The organism is Flavivirga algicola (genome assembly GCF_012910715.1).
GTDB classification, from domain to species: Bacteria; Bacteroidota; Bacteroidia; order Flavobacteriales; family Flavobacteriaceae; genus Flavivirga; species Flavivirga algicola.
In genome coordinates this window covers 94786-113215 of sequence record NZ_JABBHF010000013.1, presented here as the reverse complement: position 1 = coordinate 113215, position 18430 = coordinate 94786, and the positions used below count along the sequence as shown (strand labels likewise).

Annotated in this window: 12 protein-coding genes; 2 read left to right on the top strand and 10 right to left on the bottom strand. The window is 33.5% G+C overall.

All coding sequences use genetic code 11. The features are described from left to right. Positions 1 to 169 precede the first annotated feature (169 nt). The 5 genes from HHX25_RS18900 to HHX25_RS18880 all read right to left on the bottom strand — a co-directional run bounded on the left by HHX25_RS18900 (position 170) and on the right by HHX25_RS18880 (position 8619). Complete coding sequence (locus HHX25_RS18900) at positions 170 to 1174, bottom strand: cupin-like domain-containing protein (protein WP_169676687.1); 1005 nt, start codon at positions 1172 to 1174, stop codon at positions 170 to 172. Then, positions 1171 to 4437: an NACHT domain-containing protein gene (locus tag HHX25_RS18895; RefSeq protein ID WP_169676685.1), complete on the bottom strand. Its 3267-nt coding sequence runs from the start codon at positions 4435 to 4437 to the stop codon at positions 1171 to 1173. Before HHX25_RS18895 ends, HHX25_RS18900 begins: the two co-directional genes overlap by 4 nt. Positions 4438 to 4555: 118 nt before the next feature. Continuing rightward, entirely contained in the window at positions 4556 to 5446 is an 891-nt protein-coding gene (locus HHX25_RS18890; RefSeq protein WP_169676683.1) for a CHAT domain-containing protein, read from the bottom strand. A 4-nt stretch (positions 5447 to 5450) separates the two neighbouring features. Further along, on the bottom strand, positions 5451 to 6374 hold the full coding sequence (locus HHX25_RS18885) for a DNA/RNA non-specific endonuclease (protein ID WP_169676680.1): 924 nt from the start codon (positions 6372 to 6374) through the stop codon (positions 5451 to 5453). Between the two features lie 142 nt (positions 6375 to 6516). Further along, complete coding sequence (locus HHX25_RS18880) at positions 6517 to 8619, bottom strand: T9SS type A sorting domain-containing protein (protein WP_169676678.1); 2103 nt, start codon at positions 8617 to 8619, stop codon at positions 6517 to 6519. A 260-nt stretch (positions 8620 to 8879) separates the two neighbouring features. Between HHX25_RS18880 and HHX25_RS18875 the strand changes: the two genes are divergently transcribed. Further along, on the top strand, positions 8880 to 10271 hold the full coding sequence (locus tag HHX25_RS18875; protein ID WP_169676676.1) for a right-handed parallel beta-helix repeat-containing protein: 1392 nt from the start codon (positions 8880 to 8882) through the stop codon (positions 10269 to 10271). A gap of 82 nt (positions 10272 to 10353) precedes the next feature. Here HHX25_RS18875 and HHX25_RS18870 read toward each other — a convergent pair whose 3' ends face one another. Then, complete coding sequence (locus HHX25_RS18870) at positions 10354 to 10866, bottom strand: hypothetical protein (RefSeq protein ID WP_169676674.1); 513 nt, start codon at positions 10864 to 10866, stop codon at positions 10354 to 10356. 255 nt (positions 10867 to 11121) lie between these two features. Next, a complete protein-coding gene (locus HHX25_RS18865; protein WP_169676672.1) occupies positions 11122 to 13230 on the bottom strand; it encodes a hypothetical protein in 2109 nt (702 codons plus the stop codon). A 344-nt stretch (positions 13231 to 13574) separates the two neighbouring features. On the opposite strand from HHX25_RS18865, the gene HHX25_RS18860 reads away from it, so the two are divergent. Further along, the gene (locus HHX25_RS18860; RefSeq protein ID WP_169676669.1) at positions 13575 to 15281 is read left to right on the top strand and encodes a phospholipase D-like domain-containing protein; all 1707 of its coding nucleotides are present in this window, start codon (positions 13575 to 13577) and stop codon (positions 15279 to 15281) included. Positions 15282 to 15708: 427 nt separating this feature from the next. Here HHX25_RS18860 and HHX25_RS18855 read toward each other — a convergent pair whose 3' ends face one another. From HHX25_RS18855 to HHX25_RS18845, 3 genes are read right to left on the bottom strand one after another with little or no spacing between them, the layout of a single operon-like run. Beyond that, positions 15709 to 16155, bottom strand: a complete 447-nt coding sequence (locus tag HHX25_RS18855) for a cupin domain-containing protein (RefSeq protein ID WP_169676667.1) — start codon at positions 16153 to 16155, stop codon at positions 15709 to 15711. Between the two features lie 34 nt (positions 16156 to 16189). Continuing rightward, positions 16190 to 16642 carry an SRPBCC family protein gene (locus tag HHX25_RS18850; RefSeq protein ID WP_169676665.1) on the bottom strand — a complete coding sequence of 151 codons (453 nt, stop codon included), beginning with the start codon at positions 16640 to 16642 and terminating at the stop codon, positions 16190 to 16192. A 28-nt stretch (positions 16643 to 16670) separates the two neighbouring features. After that, positions 16671 to 18197: a Dyp-type peroxidase gene (locus tag HHX25_RS18845; protein ID WP_169676663.1), complete on the bottom strand. Its 1527-nt coding sequence runs from the start codon at positions 18195 to 18197 to the stop codon at positions 16671 to 16673. Positions 18198 to 18430: the final 233 nt, after the last annotated feature.

The following is an 18430-nucleotide window of genomic DNA, read 5'->3' as shown; positions in this document are numbered from 1 at the left end:
TAGTTAATTATATCCTTCTCTTTTATTAAATCGTCTATAATCAAAATAAACTCCCCCAAATTTAAAACTTAGAGTTTGTCTTTTGTAGAAAACAGGTATGTTGCTTAGGGTGTATAATGGACATCTTCCTTTTATTAATTAAACTAGGACTCTAAACCTAAAAAAAATGCTATTCATTTGTATCTCTACCCCCAAATGAATCATTAGGAATATCATCTGTCTGAATCGTTTTTCTTCTTAATTCCCAGAAATTCTTAATATGGTTATTTGATAATATATAAAGTGTTGAAAAAAACACACTTCTCCCTCCTATATGATTAAAAAAAGGAATTCCAGCAGATCGCATAGGAATGCCAATGGAATCTTCTACATTATAAACCTCATGCCACCACCATGGTGGGTTAAACAAAAGATCTCCTTGGTTTAAAACCGTATGATACTTAGTAACTTTATCGAATAACGGATAGTCCTCATTTTTAGATGTCGTACTAATTGGCGAACCAAAAAAAGCAGAGCTCTTTTTTCTACCTACAGTTGGGTACATAGCCAACGTATCTTTAGGATCTACAAACACCCATCTTTTTTTACCGTTTGCCATCAAAAAGAAATTGCTTCCACCTGCACAATGAAATGCGGATCCAGAGCCTTTACCTCCAATAAAAATCTCGTTCCTAAGAACCTTCATATCAAATAGTGCATTCAATTTTTTTACGTTTAGACGCTCTAGTACCTCTGGGTAATCAACAAAAATTTGGGAGCTGCTCACAACATTTGCCATTTGTCCCTTTTCAATTTTAGATACAGCCTCCCCTATAGATTGCTTTTTAGGAATAACATACTGCCATTTTTTACTAATTTCTGCTTCTTCATGAACAGGAACGATACAATCTGAATATTTTGTTTTTAAATCTTCCCAGTTCAAAACATTATTACCATCATATATGCCCTCAACTACAAATGGCTTTCTAAACTTTTTGGCAGTTATCCAGTCATCAAGTACAAAATCCTTAATATGCACGCGCTCAACTTCAACGGTTTTTCCCAAGGGCAAGCTTTCGTTTTTTTTGTTGAGTCGTTTTCTAATTTTAGCTTCAGACTTTATATTTAATTCAGGGTTTTCAAGAAGTTGTCTTCTTAGATAAATAAAGAAAAGTTTTGGTGGTATAGTCATCATGTATATATTAGTTCTTTACACGCTAAATAGCATGAATTGAAAATTGATTTTAATTCGTCAAATCCAAAATCTTCGATACGCTTACGTACACCACTATTTTCTGAGAAAACAGCTTTAATAAGCGGTAATAATTCAGGGTCTGCAGCACCAAACTTTACAGCAGAACATACTAAAAATAAATAATGGGTTAATGAAATCTCTTCGTAAGGAACCGACCTAACGGCTAAAGGATACTGAGCGGCAGCAACCTGATAGGCTCTCTGTGATTTATTTACTAAAATGTTACCATCTTCGTTAGACCATAAAATACCGCTATCGGCAACAATTTTCACACCTTCTTCCTCATTTGGAAAAAGCCTAAACCCATCCATATTTTCAATATCTTGATTGAAAAGCTTTAAATAAAGCCACGCCATGTTAGCAGAGATCACATGTGTTGGGATAACATGTTGTGTATACATTTCATATAATAAATCGATGAGAAGCTTTTTAAGTAATACCCCTGATTTATCGGCGGGATCATTCCTTAAAATCCTATTTCCAAACCCACTTACAAAAACCATGCGAAGACCTTCTGAACAATTTTCATCTAAAATAGGTTTGGCCAATGCTAAAAACGCAGGCTGCGTTATTTCAACAATTCCATTCCCAATTACCGAAACTAAGTTTGTTAATATCAGGTCATTTGCATTTTTTAAAACCTTATTTACCCAAGTTGCTTCTAATTTAGTCCCCAATTCATCAAGCTTGGCGTGAAGCACTTCAGCTGAATCTATATAAATCTGCTTTGAAAATACTCTTTGGTTAAGATCTGCTTGATTTTCTGCCAGGACACTATGGGTTAAATAATCTGTTACAAGTATGTCCTGCCATTCCCTGTGTCCAAACCTAATAAGGTTTTTACCAATACTCAGAAAAATGGTTCTTGAAATAAGTTTACTCAACAAGTTCTTGTCTTCTAATATTGAGAGCCCTTGTTCAAAGCAATGTGAATCTTGATGATTTAATTCGCCCCATTTCTCTTTTAAACCTATAACATCTTGTTCTATTTTCTCCAATTTTACTGCACCTAAGTTCTCCTTATAAAAAATCCAGGATATGATTGATAATGCCTGTAACCAGTCATTTACGGAGTATTCTTCGGGCAAATTACCTTGTAAAAGGATTGATTTTAATGCCGAAATAAAAATAGATGTTCTCGAGTCAAACATCTTGCTATCCATATTTTCGAGCATTGGTCCTAATCTATAAAGGATTAGTGGTGTAAGGATTAAGTCCTCCATTTTACTTTTTGAAACTTCCTGAACGATTTTCTCTATTCCAGGAAACCTCTTTTCTGCATTTTTAATAGTCAACGGCAAAATTTCAAGAACTTTAGTATTGGATACCGACAAATCTTCTTTAGCAGGAAGCGTACTTCTTAACCCCAGAATTACCTTAGAATTAGAATTTACTTTTTTTAGTAATATATTAAATGATTGAACGGAAATGCATGGGTTATTAATCAAAAACTCATCAACTCCGTCTAAAACCAATACTATTTTGTTGTCCGCGATTTTATTAACAAACCATTCTTCATTTGGTTGGTACGTTTTTTCCCAATTATTGTCATGCTCTAAATACTTTTGGTTAAATACCTTCTCCTCATTAGAATCTGTTAGTATATCAAAAAACAGATCTTTCCAATATTTACTAAGGTAACCCCAACCACCATTTATTAGATTTTCATCCAAAAAATCACCTATATGTTCGGGAACTACAGAAATTTGCTGCATTGGTAAGAACAAGAAAAAATCGTAATTAGAACTTCCTTGGATGTAAAGTTTTGATCTATGGCGTGCATATCTTCTCAGGACAAATGATTTTCCTACACCAGCTGCACCTGTTAAAATAATTCTTGATTGATTAGAGGTATTGACTATATTTTTTAATTCTTCGAAAACAAAGTTCTGACTGTTTTTAGTCGTAGACCAATTAGTATTAACAGTTTCAGAAGCAAAATCATCATTGACCAAAGCGGAGTTTGCATCTAGCCAATATGACCTTCTATACGTCAAATAAGCCGATGCCATTTCTGTAGTGAAATAGTAATTTATTTTATCTCTTATTGTGTAGAGCAATTTATCCTCACTAATTTTTCGTCCATAAAAGAGATTTCGATTTGTGGGTAAATGAAGGTAGCCAGGGGCTTCTTCTTTACGTTTTCTACTTAAACTAATGAATTTTGGAATAGGAATATCATTGTTATTCAGGTATAAAAGAAACTTTTGCTTTATATCATCAGACTCGAAATACTCAACGCTTTCTTTAAAATGATTTTTAAATTTTTTGAGTCTTGTTCTATAGGTCTTACTAAAGAATCTCCAAATTCTGTTTTTTAATAGTGCTAACTTATACCTTAAGTATGATTTGGTGTCAAAGAAAGCCTTGGAATAAATACGATTTGTTGAAGCATCAATTTCATAAAGGCATCTGGTTTTACTAAGTACTAAAGGGAGCAAATTTTGCGGTTTAGAAATTTTATCTTTCTCTAAGTCAACCACTTCTCTTAGTAGTATTGATTTTGCTATAACACCACCAATACCACGAGTTATAAAAAATAAATGCATGTACTTACTGGCCTCTTTTTTTACAAGTCCTGATATTGTCTTTGATATGTCTTCAATATTTTGATTTGCGTTAACCTTAAAATGACAAGTAAGAATATCGCAGTCTTCACTTAAGTGAGATACTAACTTCTTTGGAAAATCTGCCCAAGAAGATATAACGTCCTCATTAAAACCATGAATAAGAATTATTAATATGGATTTATTGGCACTTAATTTAGCATCATGTAGATAATGATTGCCAAGCAATTCTTTATTCCAAAAATTGATGCTCTCTTCTTTTCTTTGATCGTGATTGGAGTGCTCGGGTGTACCTAAGGTTTCTAAACCCTTCTCTGGTAATGGTTGCTCAGGTGAAATATGTTGACTGGAATATATAGATTTCTCATCCCTAAGTAGCTCCTGTAGTAGTTCATTATCACTTAGATAACTGGCATTTTCGATAAGAATTGTGATGAAATCTTTTATTTTTTGGTGGCGTCTAATTTGATCTAGCAAAAGCGTACAATAATCTAATTTTGCTATCCCACCAGGCTCTGGTAATGTTTCTCGGCTTATACCAATTTCATCAACAAAACGTAACAGCGTGATAAGATCAAAATCGTTTGCTAAAATACGTGCCAGATCATATTTTCGTTGATTCCAAGGTTTACTCATTGTTGGTTTAGTAAGGTGATAGGAGATTTAAAAAACTAATTTTAAAATGGTCTGATTCGACTTGATGCGTTGGTTAAAATTGTTGGTTAGTATCTGTATTTTGCATATGTTGTATAAATTAATTGTCTATATATTTTGATTGGATTTCAGGATTTTCCACTGAGATAACTTCCAAAAAATTATCAAACTCAGCTCTTTTGTATAAATATTTTAGTATGCCATGCCAGGTATTAACTGGTTTATTGCTAAAAGCAATAGAAGAGATATCAATAGCACTTTCATCTAATATCCGTTTTATATCTTCATTATCAACATATAGGTTTGCCAGAGTATTCCTTAAAATTGTTAAATCAGACGACCACGTTGTTCTGGAGATTTTTTTAATAGACATTTTAGGGCTCCCATTCTGGGGTTCTTCTATACTTTGATTACTTTTTATATGAGTAGTGGATGTGTTTCCCATGATTACTGGGATCCTTTCATCTCCAAACCCATCGATACCTACAACTCCCATTGCAGAATCAAAAGATTTAGAAACAGGTTTTCCCGAAAAAAAAGATGTATAAAAGGCTTTGGAAAAAAGTATTGCTGTAGTGTTAGCCACTTCCTCTTTCATACCGATCAATATCGGTGCATAAGATGGGGATATGTCTTTAATCTCTGCGAGACTATAACAAGCATTTAAAAATACACATTCTAAATGTTCTGTATAATTTTTTACAAACATGCAAAACTGTTGTACAGAGACATTTTTTTTGTAATTTTCTTTATCATGAAAGAAAAGCGACCCATTTCCTCCATGCCCCGAAATATGCAATACCTGGGGTTTGTAGGTTTCTAGATACTCGTGTAAATCATCTATGGTGACAGCTCCTTTAGAAATAATAGTATATTCATCCCTATAGGCACTTTTTTGAAGTACATCTTCTATAATTTTTATCTCCGAATCCAAGAAAAGATTGCTGGTTCCTATAGGATTAATTTTAATAAAAAGAATGGTATGGCTCATGTCGTTACAGAATTAGTTTAAGATCTATTTGGGTTATATCTTGTATGGCCTCATTACGCACATCCACATTAGAAAATATGAGCTCCTCTGGGGTATCGTCTTGAAAGAGTTCATTTGCTTCAGCAAACTTTAGGTTTGCAATCTTTTCTATGAAATCTACACGAACCTGATAGGTTTCTGCATCTTTAAAATTCATAAACAAATCTTCCTCATCATCGCCCCGCATCACTGGCCTTACTATACGTCTTTCTTCAAGTTTTCTTTTCTGACTCGTTAAAAAGCCTGTTCGGTGTAATTCTCCATTTTTTAGATAGTAAATAACTTTCCAAAACATATAAGGCAATTTTATAACCTCATCCTTAACTGGCGTTACAAAATCCGGATCGTTTTCCTGAAGTATTGGCCCTGTAAATAATGATATTTTTAGACTATTCTTTACAACTTCATGATGAAGGATATAATCTTCAATTCGTCGCCAAATACCACGATTTAACCTATCTACCTGTGGTACAGCATTAGTAAAGAAAAACGTAGACTCTGCGGCAGAAATGGCCTCATCATCTTCTGCCCCCCACTGGACATCCTCTCTCTTGGTAAGATGACCTTTATCAAAGTCACTTCTTTCGGCGGTATATAATTCTCGCCCTAGTTGATGTTCTTTTGGTATACGAGAGTCTTTGCTCCATTTATCACCTTTTCCCGAAAAAAGTTCTTTTCTAGTGACATGCTTGAATAATTCTCCGTCTATGTTTGCAATGGTGAAATACGGAAATTTTCTGAATGGGTTTTGAAACACACTATAATTGGAATAATCCAACATATATTGTGAGGCCTCTAAACCGTTTGTCTTAAATTTGTCTAACTCATTCTGAGCTATAACTGGCGGGTGAATAGCAGTATTCCCCAAAAAAGTATCTGAGTATCCCATAAACAAAAAAGTAAGATTTAATCTACACGAGTGTAAGATACAAAATATTTTGTACTAACATACCTACATGTTAAAAATATGAAGACATGGGTAAAATAAAGGAATCACAAAACAAGTTTGGGACTAGCGCCACACAGAAAAACTAGAGCTTTACAACTCTTTTAATACTAACATGATTATCTTTTCTAAGCTTTAGTATGTAAACGCCTCCATTAAAAGAAGATAAATTAATAGAACCTCCCTTCAAAGCCCCTTTAGTAATTATTTTACCTTGTAGGCTGTAAATTTCATATTTAACACCGTTTAGGTCTTTTGAATCTATAATGATTTGATTAGTGGATGGATTAGGATAAATTTTTACAGAATCAAAGGGGGAATTTGTGACTTCTTCTGTACTCAGACTTCCTGCCTCCAGATTAAATAATCGTAGCATTGCGCTTGTTACATAGCCACCGCTATCTGGAAATTCAATATTTACAATGTTATTTTCTTCTAATACATTGTATGGGACTTCGAGTTCTAACATTCCAAAGAAAGAGCCTTTATCGGTTTGTACATCGCCACGAAAATCTGATGGTACTGTTAACGTAGAACCGTTCATGGTTACTGTTGGTTGTAAAGACAGATTGTGGGCCCTACCTAAACCTAATCTTAATATTGCTGAACCATTGGTACCGAGAACCAAATTATTTATATTAAAACTAATTGGAGTATTTGCTTGAATTCCTTTTTTATATGCTGTTGCATAATTTCTTGTTTCAACAGATGTAAATTCTATTTCTGGTGCACTAGTTGTAGTATACACTAAAATCATTGTCCCTAACCCTCCTACTGTCAGGTTTCCCGGGAGACTATTATAATTGGCAGTATCTAATTTAAACTCCGAATTATCATAATGAAAATGCCTGGATGTAACCCCTGTAATGTTAGTTTCTAAAATTCCTAACTCATCAATACCCACAGTGACATCATTGTCATCTATATTATTTAAAATTAGATAGGTTTTATTGCCATGAGTATAGGCATCTACTTGCAAGTCTAGATCTGAAGTTTCAGTGACTAACCGTGTACCATTAACTCCTTCCCACAATTCAAAAAACTTGATATAGTCTGAAAAAACATCTTTATTAGGAAGATCGAGCCTAAAGATATTCCATTCTGGTGTCCATACAGCCATCATAAACGGAATTGCTTTTTCTATCATATCTGTGCGATCCATAAACTGCATCATCAAAGAATTTATAGAGCTTGTAAATAACCAGTCATGGATTTGAGTTCTTGTTCCACTACCCTCATGACAATGCGCTCTCCCACCATATTCAGTAATTAAAAACGGTTTTTCTTCACCTAACGCTAAATGATTGTAATGCGAGATAAGGTCCATAAGTGCTTCCAGGTTGCCACCTTTACGGTATTTTTGGTCAGACCCCAAACAATGCAAATCATAAATATGAAACGAATAGAAATCCATATCTGCCCCAGAGTTGTCAATAAACGTTTTCCAACGGGTATCCCAGTTAAAAAAGTTATTAAGTTCTGGATCAGGGAACGCCTCTGCAAAGCCCCCTACTTTAATTTCTGGAAACTGACTATGTATTTCTTTAGCTGCTTCTTTATGGAAAAGAAAAATTTCATTTAGTATATCTATTTCTTCTGATTGACTTGGTCCACCTCCTAACCACAAACGATACTTATCTATTTGTTCCCACAAAGGTTCATTAAGCAATTCTATGAATCCAGGACGCGGCATACCATTAACACCCCCTGTCCCTGTCGCATCACTCAAATAATCACTTATAAATGCTCCATAATTTTTTCCTGCTAAGGCATAATCATTACTTGCATTAGAAACAAAGACATCGTACAAATTATACTGCCCAGCAACCACCAAATCTTGAGAATCCTCGTAAGTGTGCGCGGTGGTATTATTGATGTAACTATTCTTCCAAGAATTTAGAGCATTTGAATAATTTGGATATTGGTTTCCAAACCCCGTAATAGCACCTGTTTCTCTGCCATAATACACTTCTAAATCATTGATTAGATAATCCATTAATGCCTGCTGGCCAATACTTAACTGCTCGTAATTAGCAGAATGAAGTGTTATAAATTTAGATCTTTCAAAGGTATCTACACCACCAACCATTTGTTTATGATCGAAATGAATTGATACATCTATTACCTGAGAAATCAGCGTACTAAAATTCAACAAACTAACAATTAAAAAGAGCATTATTGTTTTCATTTTCATTATTGTTTTATACTAAATTATTGACTATATAATACTTTAGATTGGGTTACATTTATTTTTGATTAAATTACTAAGTTTCACCTAAAAAATGATGAAAATCAACAAGATAAAAACTAGACAAGGGGTATAAATCATTTACTGTTACCTAAAAAACATCCATATATTAAACCTTTACGTAATTTTAATATGATGTTTTAACTATTTAGTATCCTACTGAATAATAAAACATAAACACTAACCCCAAATAATGTGTTATGAAAAACTTAAAATACTATCTAGCAATTGTTGTCATGATTTTTATGACATCATGTAATAGTGATGATTTTGATGCTGGCGACAACGATGCCATTTATCATGCCGACCCTGAAAATTTAGACGCAAACGGCATACCTGTACGCCTTTTTGATGCCCAATTACCGGTAATGCCAAGCAACCTTGAATATACTATTGATTTAAATCAATGGGATATACCCAATAACGGTACCGATGCCATTAAGACTACAGCTAACTTACAGGCCGCAATAGACTGGGCGCATCAAGAAGCTTATAGCAAGGTTATTTTACCTAAAGGGAACTATTTAGTTGGTAAAGACGTAAACGATATTTACCAAGGTGGTATCGAAATACATGGCGACACCGAATTTATCTTTAGTGAAGGCACTGTTTTAGAAATTGACACCAATAACAAATGGAATTACTGTGTAATTAGCCTAAAAGGGGATAATATAATTATTCGTGACGGTATCATAAAAGGAGATAGAAATACACATATTTTCACACCTCGTGATGGGGATGGGAAAACAGCTCATGATGAAGGTCATGGTATCTGCGTTTGGAATAAAAGTAATCAGGTATTAATTGAAAACATGAAAATTCATAATTTAACTGGAGATGGATCTTTAGTGCTAGATGCCAATGATGTTACTTTTACCAACAATGATATTTATAATAATAGACGTCAAGGAATCTCTATAGTTGGTGGCAAACGTATCGAAATAAAAAATAATGAAATCCATCACATTAAAGGTACAAGTCCTCAGTTTGGTATTGATATAGAAGGTCCTGGACGTATTGATGAAGATATTTTAATTCAAAACAATTATTTTCATCACAATACTGGAGGTGATATTGTAAATGCTAGTGGCGAAAATGTATATATCCTTGATAATGTTATGGAACAAGGAGAAGGAAGTACTTATGTAGATGGTCCTATTGTTAGCTGGCATAAAACACATAATATTATTGCCAGAAATACGATAACTATGAAAACGGGATCGGTTAACGGACGATTAGGATATATTCAATATTCTGGTGGTGGAGATAAAGGACATAATCGCGCTACTTATGTTCACGAAAATGTATGTAACAGCTGTGGCATGTATATGTATAAAAGTTCTGATGCTGATGTACGCCGTAACAAATTCCTTGGTTATTTTATGGCATTTTCTGAATTCGATAATGCTGTATTAATTGACAACCTGGTTACATACTCTGAAGAACACCCCAAACTAAGATATTGTTGGTCATATCGTTTTAATGATGTTACAGGTTTTGCTAGTGGAAATTACTTAGGAGATACCCTTGAAGATATTCCTTTATCGGAAACGACACCTCATACACTACAGTGTGTGTTAGATGGTTGGTAATGATTTATTTTTAAGTATTGAAAAATTGTACCCCCATTTGAAGCATTGTAAAAGAAAACCAGCTAATGTAATACTGATAAAACTAATTTATATGTTTAGGGTCATATCTAAATATAACGGTTATTATAGTTGATATTGTAAACATGATATTGGTAATTAAAACTTTTGTTGATGACACATATGACAATTCTGAAGATACTCCATAAGCTGTGAGATATAAATCTACATATTGAAAAATTGACAAAGTAGCTACTAAAATTAGTATTCTCATGGCTTTTGATTCACTGGTTTTAATAGTTAGAATGATATACTCAGTTAACAGAATTCCTAATATAAGCGGGACTACAAAACCAAATACACTAAACTTCATCAAGTTCCCTGTTGTTAAAGCAGAAATCAAAATATCTGTTACAGAAAATCCAAATGTTTTGAATATTAAATAAATAAAACACGCACCTGTCACCGCCAAGGCTCTAATTAAAGATTCCACACCAGAACTATAAGAAATTATAAGGCGGTAAATAATATATACTTTTCCAATAATACCGATAATAATAACAAAATTTAAAATAATAAATATTAATTTCTCATTCATTATGATGGTTGATTTTCAAAAAATAGGTTTTTTACTATTAAGATGAATACCCTACACAATACTATTAATTTTTTGTTCCTGTGGCTACCTATTATTTATACAAAAAAAACAAAAAGTGGGTAGTGCAAAACCTATTAGAATTGCTTGATTTTATAAAAATAGATTTATTTAATATCATTCCATATCACACGATCAAGTAAAAAAAGCTCCATATCAATATATGGAGCCTCAGTTTTTATTAAATTAATCAAATTATTACTCTAAGCAAAAACCTCTAGATACATTTGGGGAGTGTTTGCCTACATAAGAGCTATTAACCACCGTTCTGTCTTCTGCTCTAATATGAATGGTATAACCACAAGCAGGTAAACTTGCTGTATCTATTCTCCAGGTTCCTGTAATATAATCTAAATGACTGTCTTGATCATCTATAGAAATCGTCAAACTACCCGAAGATACCGTGGTATCACTTGATGCAATACTCGTTGTTTGAATGGTACCTGCTGGGTTAAAAGGCGCCAAACTTAACCTTACATAATCAAGATGTCTGTCGTTTTTAACTTCAAAGGTACCTTCAATAATCTGTCCTACAGTAAATTTACCACAATTACCACTTCCTGTTGTGATATCTATAGCAACAGTAGGCACGTCTCTATCTACCATAAACTTAACAATATCACTTTGCTGACCTGTATCACTTTCAACATATAACTCATGAATACCACGCTCTGTAGGTTTAAATAATGCTAGAATATCATCATTGACATGTTTTTGAATGATTCCAGTAGGTTTGGGTAAATAATCGTAAAAATCTCCAGTAGGTGATTGCAATACATTGGCATCAGATTCCGTACCTAAAAATGTATTGAATGTGGTAACAACAACATTAAAATTCTTATTGAAAGGTAAAAATGTCCCACCTGGTTCTTTTATCATCATTTTATATTTAGAAACGGGGTTTTGATTTAAAATTTTTCCCGTAACATAAACATTACCATCAAATGGGCTGTAATCGGCGACAATAGAATTTGCCATGCCACTTGGCCCTTTAGCTAAACCTGTTATTTGATTAATAATATCATTATCTACCCCCCCTACGCTTTCTATCCAAGGCTGGTTAACAAAACCTGGGAAGCCCTGTGGCAAAGGTTTGATCTCTGCAGTACAAATTTCCCAATCTCCCCATGTAGCCACATAATTAGGATTATTGGGAGTAGGTGGTGTATTCCATGACAGAATACCTTTTATTTTCACTTTACCTTCTTGGCAATACTTTTTTTGATGTGGTGTTAAATTTATTGGTAAGAAAGCATTATACCAAAGACCATCATTTGGTATTTGATTGATATCAAATACTGTAACAGACGAGGTGCCCATAAATTGCCAACCTGATCCAAAATCCATATAAAAGGCAACATATTCTTTACTTCCATTGCTACACAAATCTCCAGAATACCCCGAAGCTTTTTTAATATGAATGTCGGCATGCAACTCATTAAACTTCCTGTTTAAACCAATGCATTTTAATTCCTCATAACTTGTATTAAATTGTGGGTGTGTTAAGATGTCCAATATATTAGAAAAATCAATTTCAGCAAGCTCAAATTTGTTTTTACTTTTTATAATATCGCTTAAACTAAAATCTGTATCTACATTTTTTAATGCCATAGAAACCAAACGAGCATCATCGACCTCTTTTTTGTATATCTTTTTTAGTTTATCGAGGTTTACCAAAGGATTGATATTACTTAATACAGGTGGTATAATAATTTCAGGAATAATAATATCACCTAAACCAACTGGGTTCTCAAAGAATGGTGGAATTTGTAATTGCGGCCTAGGTGCTATCTGAATTCTTGCTTCTTTTACATTTCCCCATACTGGAACATAATTTGGCGTATTTGCTGGTGGGGCTATATTCCACGATAAAATGGCCCTTACATTAGGTAAAACAGGATCTGAGCTACATTTTTTGACGATTTTAGGCTTTATTTTTAGTTTAAGCCCATAACAAAGCCCTTTATGGTCTTCAATATCGTGTATTTTAAAACTTGTTACACCTACATCTTCCCAATTTCCATTGTTTTCATAATCAACATAAAACCGAACATATTCATAACTACCCGATTGGCAGTGATCACCAAGATATCCAGATTGATTTTTAATATGAACAGTACACCTTAGTTCTTTTGTTTTAGGATGATAACTAACACATTTAACTTCTTCATAAGTAACTGAAGACACTATTTTCTTCACAGGTTTTCCAAATGCCTTAATATCCAAATTACCATAATAATTTAAATTGGATAATAAATTAATTTTGAAACCAGAACGATCATCTAATTTTAATTCTTTTAATTTCATGATATATTTTTTAAATAATTAAGTAATAAAAATCAGAATTATTCTATATCACAAAAAGAGGCGTTACCTCCTATTTATAAGGGATTTAACCTATTAATTTTTCAGTGTTTCCCTTTCTTTTTCCCTCAACCTATTTAAAAAACACAATAATGCAAATAAGTTTGTTTTAAATCTGGAGCAATAATATTTTTTCATATCTTTACGTAAGTAATTACTTATACTCAATTAAATGCTTCCTAAATAACTATCATAATAGCTTGCATGATTGTAGTAACATGCTATTGTCTTAAGGGTATAATTTGTAGCAATCAGTACCTGATATTAAATCTAAAAACAAATATATTATGAGTTATTCTTACAAACCTGTTGTTAGAGCAGTTAGTGGTAATTATTATGGTGCTGCTTTGGTTGGTACATATTCTGTTATTATTGGCTGGACCTTTGATGACAAAAACCTACGCCAAGGACTTCACGGTTTTGGTATTAAACGCATTTCATTGGATCCCGAAACAGAAGAAGTTCTGAGCATTAAATGGTTAGGTGGCCATAAACGCTTTGAAGTCACAGATACAGGAAAGCTTGATGATGTGAGTTGTCTGGAAGCACCTTTTCAAAGGTTTCGTTGGAACGAATACTCGCTTAACCCCAAACGTGCTTACATTTATGAAGTTTATCCGATGCGTGGAACGCCCAAAAAACTGACACGTGATGAAGCCCCGCTAATTTTTAAAATTAGACCATCACAAGAAGTTGAAGATAAACTTGGGATTTATGTCAATCGGGGTGTTACATCATCTATGGCCTATTTAAGTAGATTTAAAAATAGGGCTCCGAAAGAAATTGGAAAAAAAGCCTACCAATGGTTATCTCGTGGTTTAAAAGAATCGTTACTTGATTTTATTGCATCGGCTAAATCGGGTGATACTTTACATTGTATTATTTATGAATTTCATGATAATGAAGTTGCTCAAGCTTTCTTGGCTGCAGAAGCCAAAGGCGTTCATGTAGAAATTATTCATGACGCTAAAGCTGGTAAGCATTCAACAGAAAAAACAGAGAAAGTGATTCACGATAATCATATGTCACACTTAACAATAGCTAGAGATATGGTGAATATAAGTCATAATAAAGTCGTAATACTTTTAAGAAATAATAAGCCGAAAAAGGTATGGACGGCTTCAGCAAATTTTAGTGAGAATGCTTTTAATTTTCAAACCAATGCAGCTATCACAATTGATAATTTGGGTGTAGCAAAAAATTATGAGGCATTTTTTCAAATCTTAAAACCCAACCCAACAAAGAAGGACACTAAAATTGCAAACAGAAAATATATGGATACTATTAATGCAATTCAGGACAGGTATGCAGCAAAAACCTTCTTCTCTCCTATTTCGAAAAAAGATATTTTGATTACTGCTTGCGATTTGATTAAAAATGCTAAATCTATGGTACTAATCAGTGCACCCTTTGGAATGGATAAAAAATTAGTTGAGGCTATGGCAGCTAACGATAATTCCATTATAGAATATGGCATCGTGAATAGCTCAGCAAAAAAGCGAATACAAGGATTAAATCATAATAACACTAGATTTTTCACACCCAATCGCTTAAAAACATACATGGGACGTTCTTGGGATGCCAAAGCATTTGGTGCGCATAAAATTCATACTAAAATTATTATAATTGATCCTTATGGTGACAACCCCAAAGTACTTTTTGGTTCTGCTAACTTCTCTAAGGCATCTTGTTCAGACAATGATGAAAATGCCATGTTAATAGTCAATAACAAACGTTTAGCAGCTATTATGACTGTTGAATTTATGCGTATGTACGATCATTATAAATCACGATATTATATAAAACGTACCGAAGATGAGAATAAGAGAATTAAAGAGAAGAATAAAGAGCGAATTTCACAAGGGAAAGCACCTAAACCTTTAAAGACGATTCCTATGTATCTGTCTGATGATTTTTCATGGAGCAGAACAACTTTTAATCCTACACCCTATAGCCATAAATTTCAGGATAGGATAGCTTTTTCTGGTAATTAATAACGAAGTGATTTAAATTATAAGGTAATTTGTAGAAGTTTTTGTTTTATTAAAAAACCGAGCATAAATATGCTCGGTTTTTCCCTCTAACTAACATGAGTTCAAAACAATTAGGAATATATTTATATAAAAAATAGTCCTTATTTTTCCATGTCAGGTTGAGTATTACGACTTACTTTGACTACACCCAACATAAATCGATTAACTTAAACAAAAATCGAAATTCATAAAACTATTAATTTTTAAAAACCTCTCGATCAAATGTATTTGCTTCCCTCAAAGCAAAGTTCATTTTTAATGTTCAGCTATACCCAAAATGACAATACCAATATTAATAAGATTGTTCAAAAAATAGATTTGTTTTTAAACTCACGGCAATTACAGTTTTTATTATATAAGTTACATTAAACAACTAATAGTAAAACAATTAATAAGTTCCTACTTCAAGTACTTCATGACCATATTTTTTGGAATATGCTTGAATTTCTTCAAAATCATCCTGAGATAATCCTGTTAATTTATTGAAGAACTCAAAAGTTCCTGAAGGAGTGAATGTTCCTATTAAACGCCCTTCTGAAGCACCTGTATTCGTAAATTTGTGAGGCACTCCTCTTGGAATATAAAGAAATGTCCCTGCAGGCGCTTTATATTCGGTTTCATCAACTTGGAATGTAAACTCGCCTTCTACCACATGAAGGCTTTCATCATTTTTATGATGGATGTGCAATGGAGCTCCTTGTCCAGCCGGAACCACCAGTTCAAAATAGTCAAGTAAATCGCCTGTCACATTCTTATCTGTTCGGTAAATGGCATCGAAACCTGTTATTTTTGTTTTTTGACCCTCGTTTGGTTTTAGTAGTCTTGTTTCACTCATAATTTTATTTTTTATATTATTTTGGTTGAATTATTTACAGTGGGAACCTTTTTAAAAGCTCATCAAAACCTCTTTGATAAAATTCTGAAATGGCATCTTCTTTATAATAAAATGTTGCAACCCATTGTACAATACTCGTGCCTCCTTTTAGATCGAATACGCGTAAATCTGAATAATATTTATGAATTGCTTCACCCCATTCGCCAGCATGCCACTTGTAACGGTAGTGAAAATTATCATTGTCCATCATAACCAATTCTTCAATGGCTTTAGGTTGACCTGGAAATGTAAGAAGCCTTCTTAGTTCGCGCGTTTCTGTTTGTTCCTTGATAACCTCAAGTTCTGTAATATCGGGATGCCATTCATGAATCGTGTAGAAACCACCGATAACTTCCCATACTTTTTCTGCAGTAGCTCCAACCTCAACAGATTGTACAACTCTCCAATCTTTGTATCCTTGTTCTTTTTCTGTAATAACTTGTTCCATAATAATTACGTGTTAATGATTTTTAGTATTAAGAATGATTTAAATTCAATGCTTTGCAAAAGGAAATACTTGGCGCAAAAAAATATTCACCACCACGTATCTTAACCAGGTCTCGATAACTAAAATCAATAGAAACTTTTTTTCCATCTATTTGAAGCTGCCATTTTTTTGCTGCTTTATCTGGTTTTGCATTTTGCCATCCAGTAATTGGATCTGTTCCTGTACCCTCATTGAGAAAATTAGGATTGTCAGACCAAGCACATTGCATAACTAAGAATTGCTGTTCTATATCGCTTTGGCATGAGAGAAAAAGTAATCCTGCATCCGTCCATTCGGAAGATGGAGACATCTCTTTAGAACCATAACTTATTCCTCTACGGGCTATTCGATGGTTTCGTTCACTGTGCATAGGAACTTGACTTTTTCTATTGGTATCTCCCCGTGGGTTTGTTTTTCTAATATGAGACTGAAATGGACATCCTAAGCCCTCTATATCTTCATCGTAATTAAAATTATTCAACAAAGATTTGGTATTTTGATTAGAATTTGCCACTAAGGTTCCATCTTTAAACCGTCCAAATGCAAGTGCGCCAGCAAATTCGGAGTCAATTTCTCGTCCAACGGCATCTGAAAGCAAAGATGCAAACTGTTTTGTTTGATCGTTAAAACCCTTTATATTTTGTTGCATCTTACGGTACACAAAATAGGATCCAAAACTATTAACGGCAGACCGACCACCAGGATCATTAACTGCTAGGAGCCCAAAAGGTGCTGACGGATCATAAAGATCTGTGCCTTCTTTTTCTTCCCAGCTTTGAAAATCGGATTTAAAAAATACAGGGTTACTAATACCATCTGCAAATCCAAAATGTTCTATAACCTTTCCTTTTCCGTTTCTTAATGTATAACCTTTTTCAATAGATAAAATAGTGGCTGTTCCTTCTATTTCGGCCTTAATCTTTTCTACAGCTTCGTCTAAATAGTTTTCACTCTTTTTAGATTCTAAACTTTCTCCACCGTAGGCAAGTATTAATAATGCATCAATGTTTTGTTTGAAAGGTTCTTCCCAATTTTCCAGGTGATCATTTAAAGGATTGATTGTACGCTTATGTAGTCCGCCAGGCCCTGTATCATATCTAAATTCAACGTCTTTCATCCCTGCTCTAAAAGCCTTGTCGTCTGGAATATTTTTATCTTCTATGCCAAGTGCCTTAAATCCAGAATAACTTAGCATAAAACCAGTAAACAGGTGTTCGTTTCCTGTTTCCTTAAAATCAAGTGACGTTTGGTGCTGTTCTAAAGCAGACGTTAATCGTGAAGCTATTTTACCTACCCATTCCCTATTACGAACTAAATCAGTGTTGAATTTCAAAAACAAATGACGGGAGTGGGAACGCCCATGACTCTTTAAAATATTGCCTTGAAAATCTTGGAAAACAACAGATAAATCTGAATCATTTATATCTAGCTGCGATTGACTTAATCTAATAGCAGGTCGATTAGTATCTAAGGTGGTATTTTGCTCTTGGTTAATTTTGGTAGATTCTAGTTTCACATCCTAAAAATAGAAAAAAAATCTATTTAACAAAAAAAAAGCTACAATTAATGTAAGATAAAGTTTTAATTTATTGCATTTTATCAAATAAAAACGTCATATAAGCAGTATAAAACCTTAATTAATTCCAGGTTTTTCGTACAATATTGACTTAATGTATTTTATTTCTTCTAAAGTTTCATCTTTATGGTTCGTTTCATAAATACCATAAACTTTGGAGGCTACTTCTCTTT

Bases quoted from the DNA above. Each gene is read 5' to 3' on its own strand.
- HHX25_RS18900 (WP_169676687.1), bottom strand. From the start codon at position 1,174: ATGATGACTATACCACCAAAACTTTTCTTTATTTATCTAAGAAGACAA.
- HHX25_RS18895 (WP_169676685.1), bottom strand. From the start codon at position 4,437: ATGAGTAAACCTTGGAATCAACGAAAATATGATCTGGCACGTATTTTA.
- HHX25_RS18890 (WP_169676683.1), bottom strand. From the start codon at position 5,446: ATGAGCCATACCATTCTTTTTATTAAAATTAATCCTATAGGAACCAGC.
- HHX25_RS18885 (WP_169676680.1), bottom strand. From the start codon at position 6,374: ATGGGATACTCAGATACTTTTTTGGGGAATACTGCTATTCACCCGCCA.
- HHX25_RS18880 (WP_169676678.1), bottom strand. From the start codon at position 8,619: ATGAAAACAATAATGCTCTTTTTAATTGTTAGTTTGTTGAATTTTAGT.
- HHX25_RS18875 (WP_169676676.1), top strand. From the start codon at position 8,880: ATGAAAAACTTAAAATACTATCTAGCAATTGTTGTCATGATTTTTATG.
- HHX25_RS18870 (WP_169676674.1), bottom strand. From the start codon at position 10,866: ATGAATGAGAAATTAATATTTATTATTTTAAATTTTGTTATTATTATC.
- HHX25_RS18865 (WP_169676672.1), bottom strand. From the start codon at position 13,230: ATGAAATTAAAAGAATTAAAATTAGATGATCGTTCTGGTTTCAAAATT.
- HHX25_RS18860 (WP_169676669.1), top strand. From the start codon at position 13,575: ATGAGTTATTCTTACAAACCTGTTGTTAGAGCAGTTAGTGGTAATTAT.
- HHX25_RS18855 (WP_169676667.1), bottom strand. From the start codon at position 16,155: ATGAGTGAAACAAGACTACTAAAACCAAACGAGGGTCAAAAAACAAAA.
- HHX25_RS18850 (WP_169676665.1), bottom strand. From the start codon at position 16,642: ATGGAACAAGTTATTACAGAAAAAGAACAAGGATACAAAGATTGGAGA.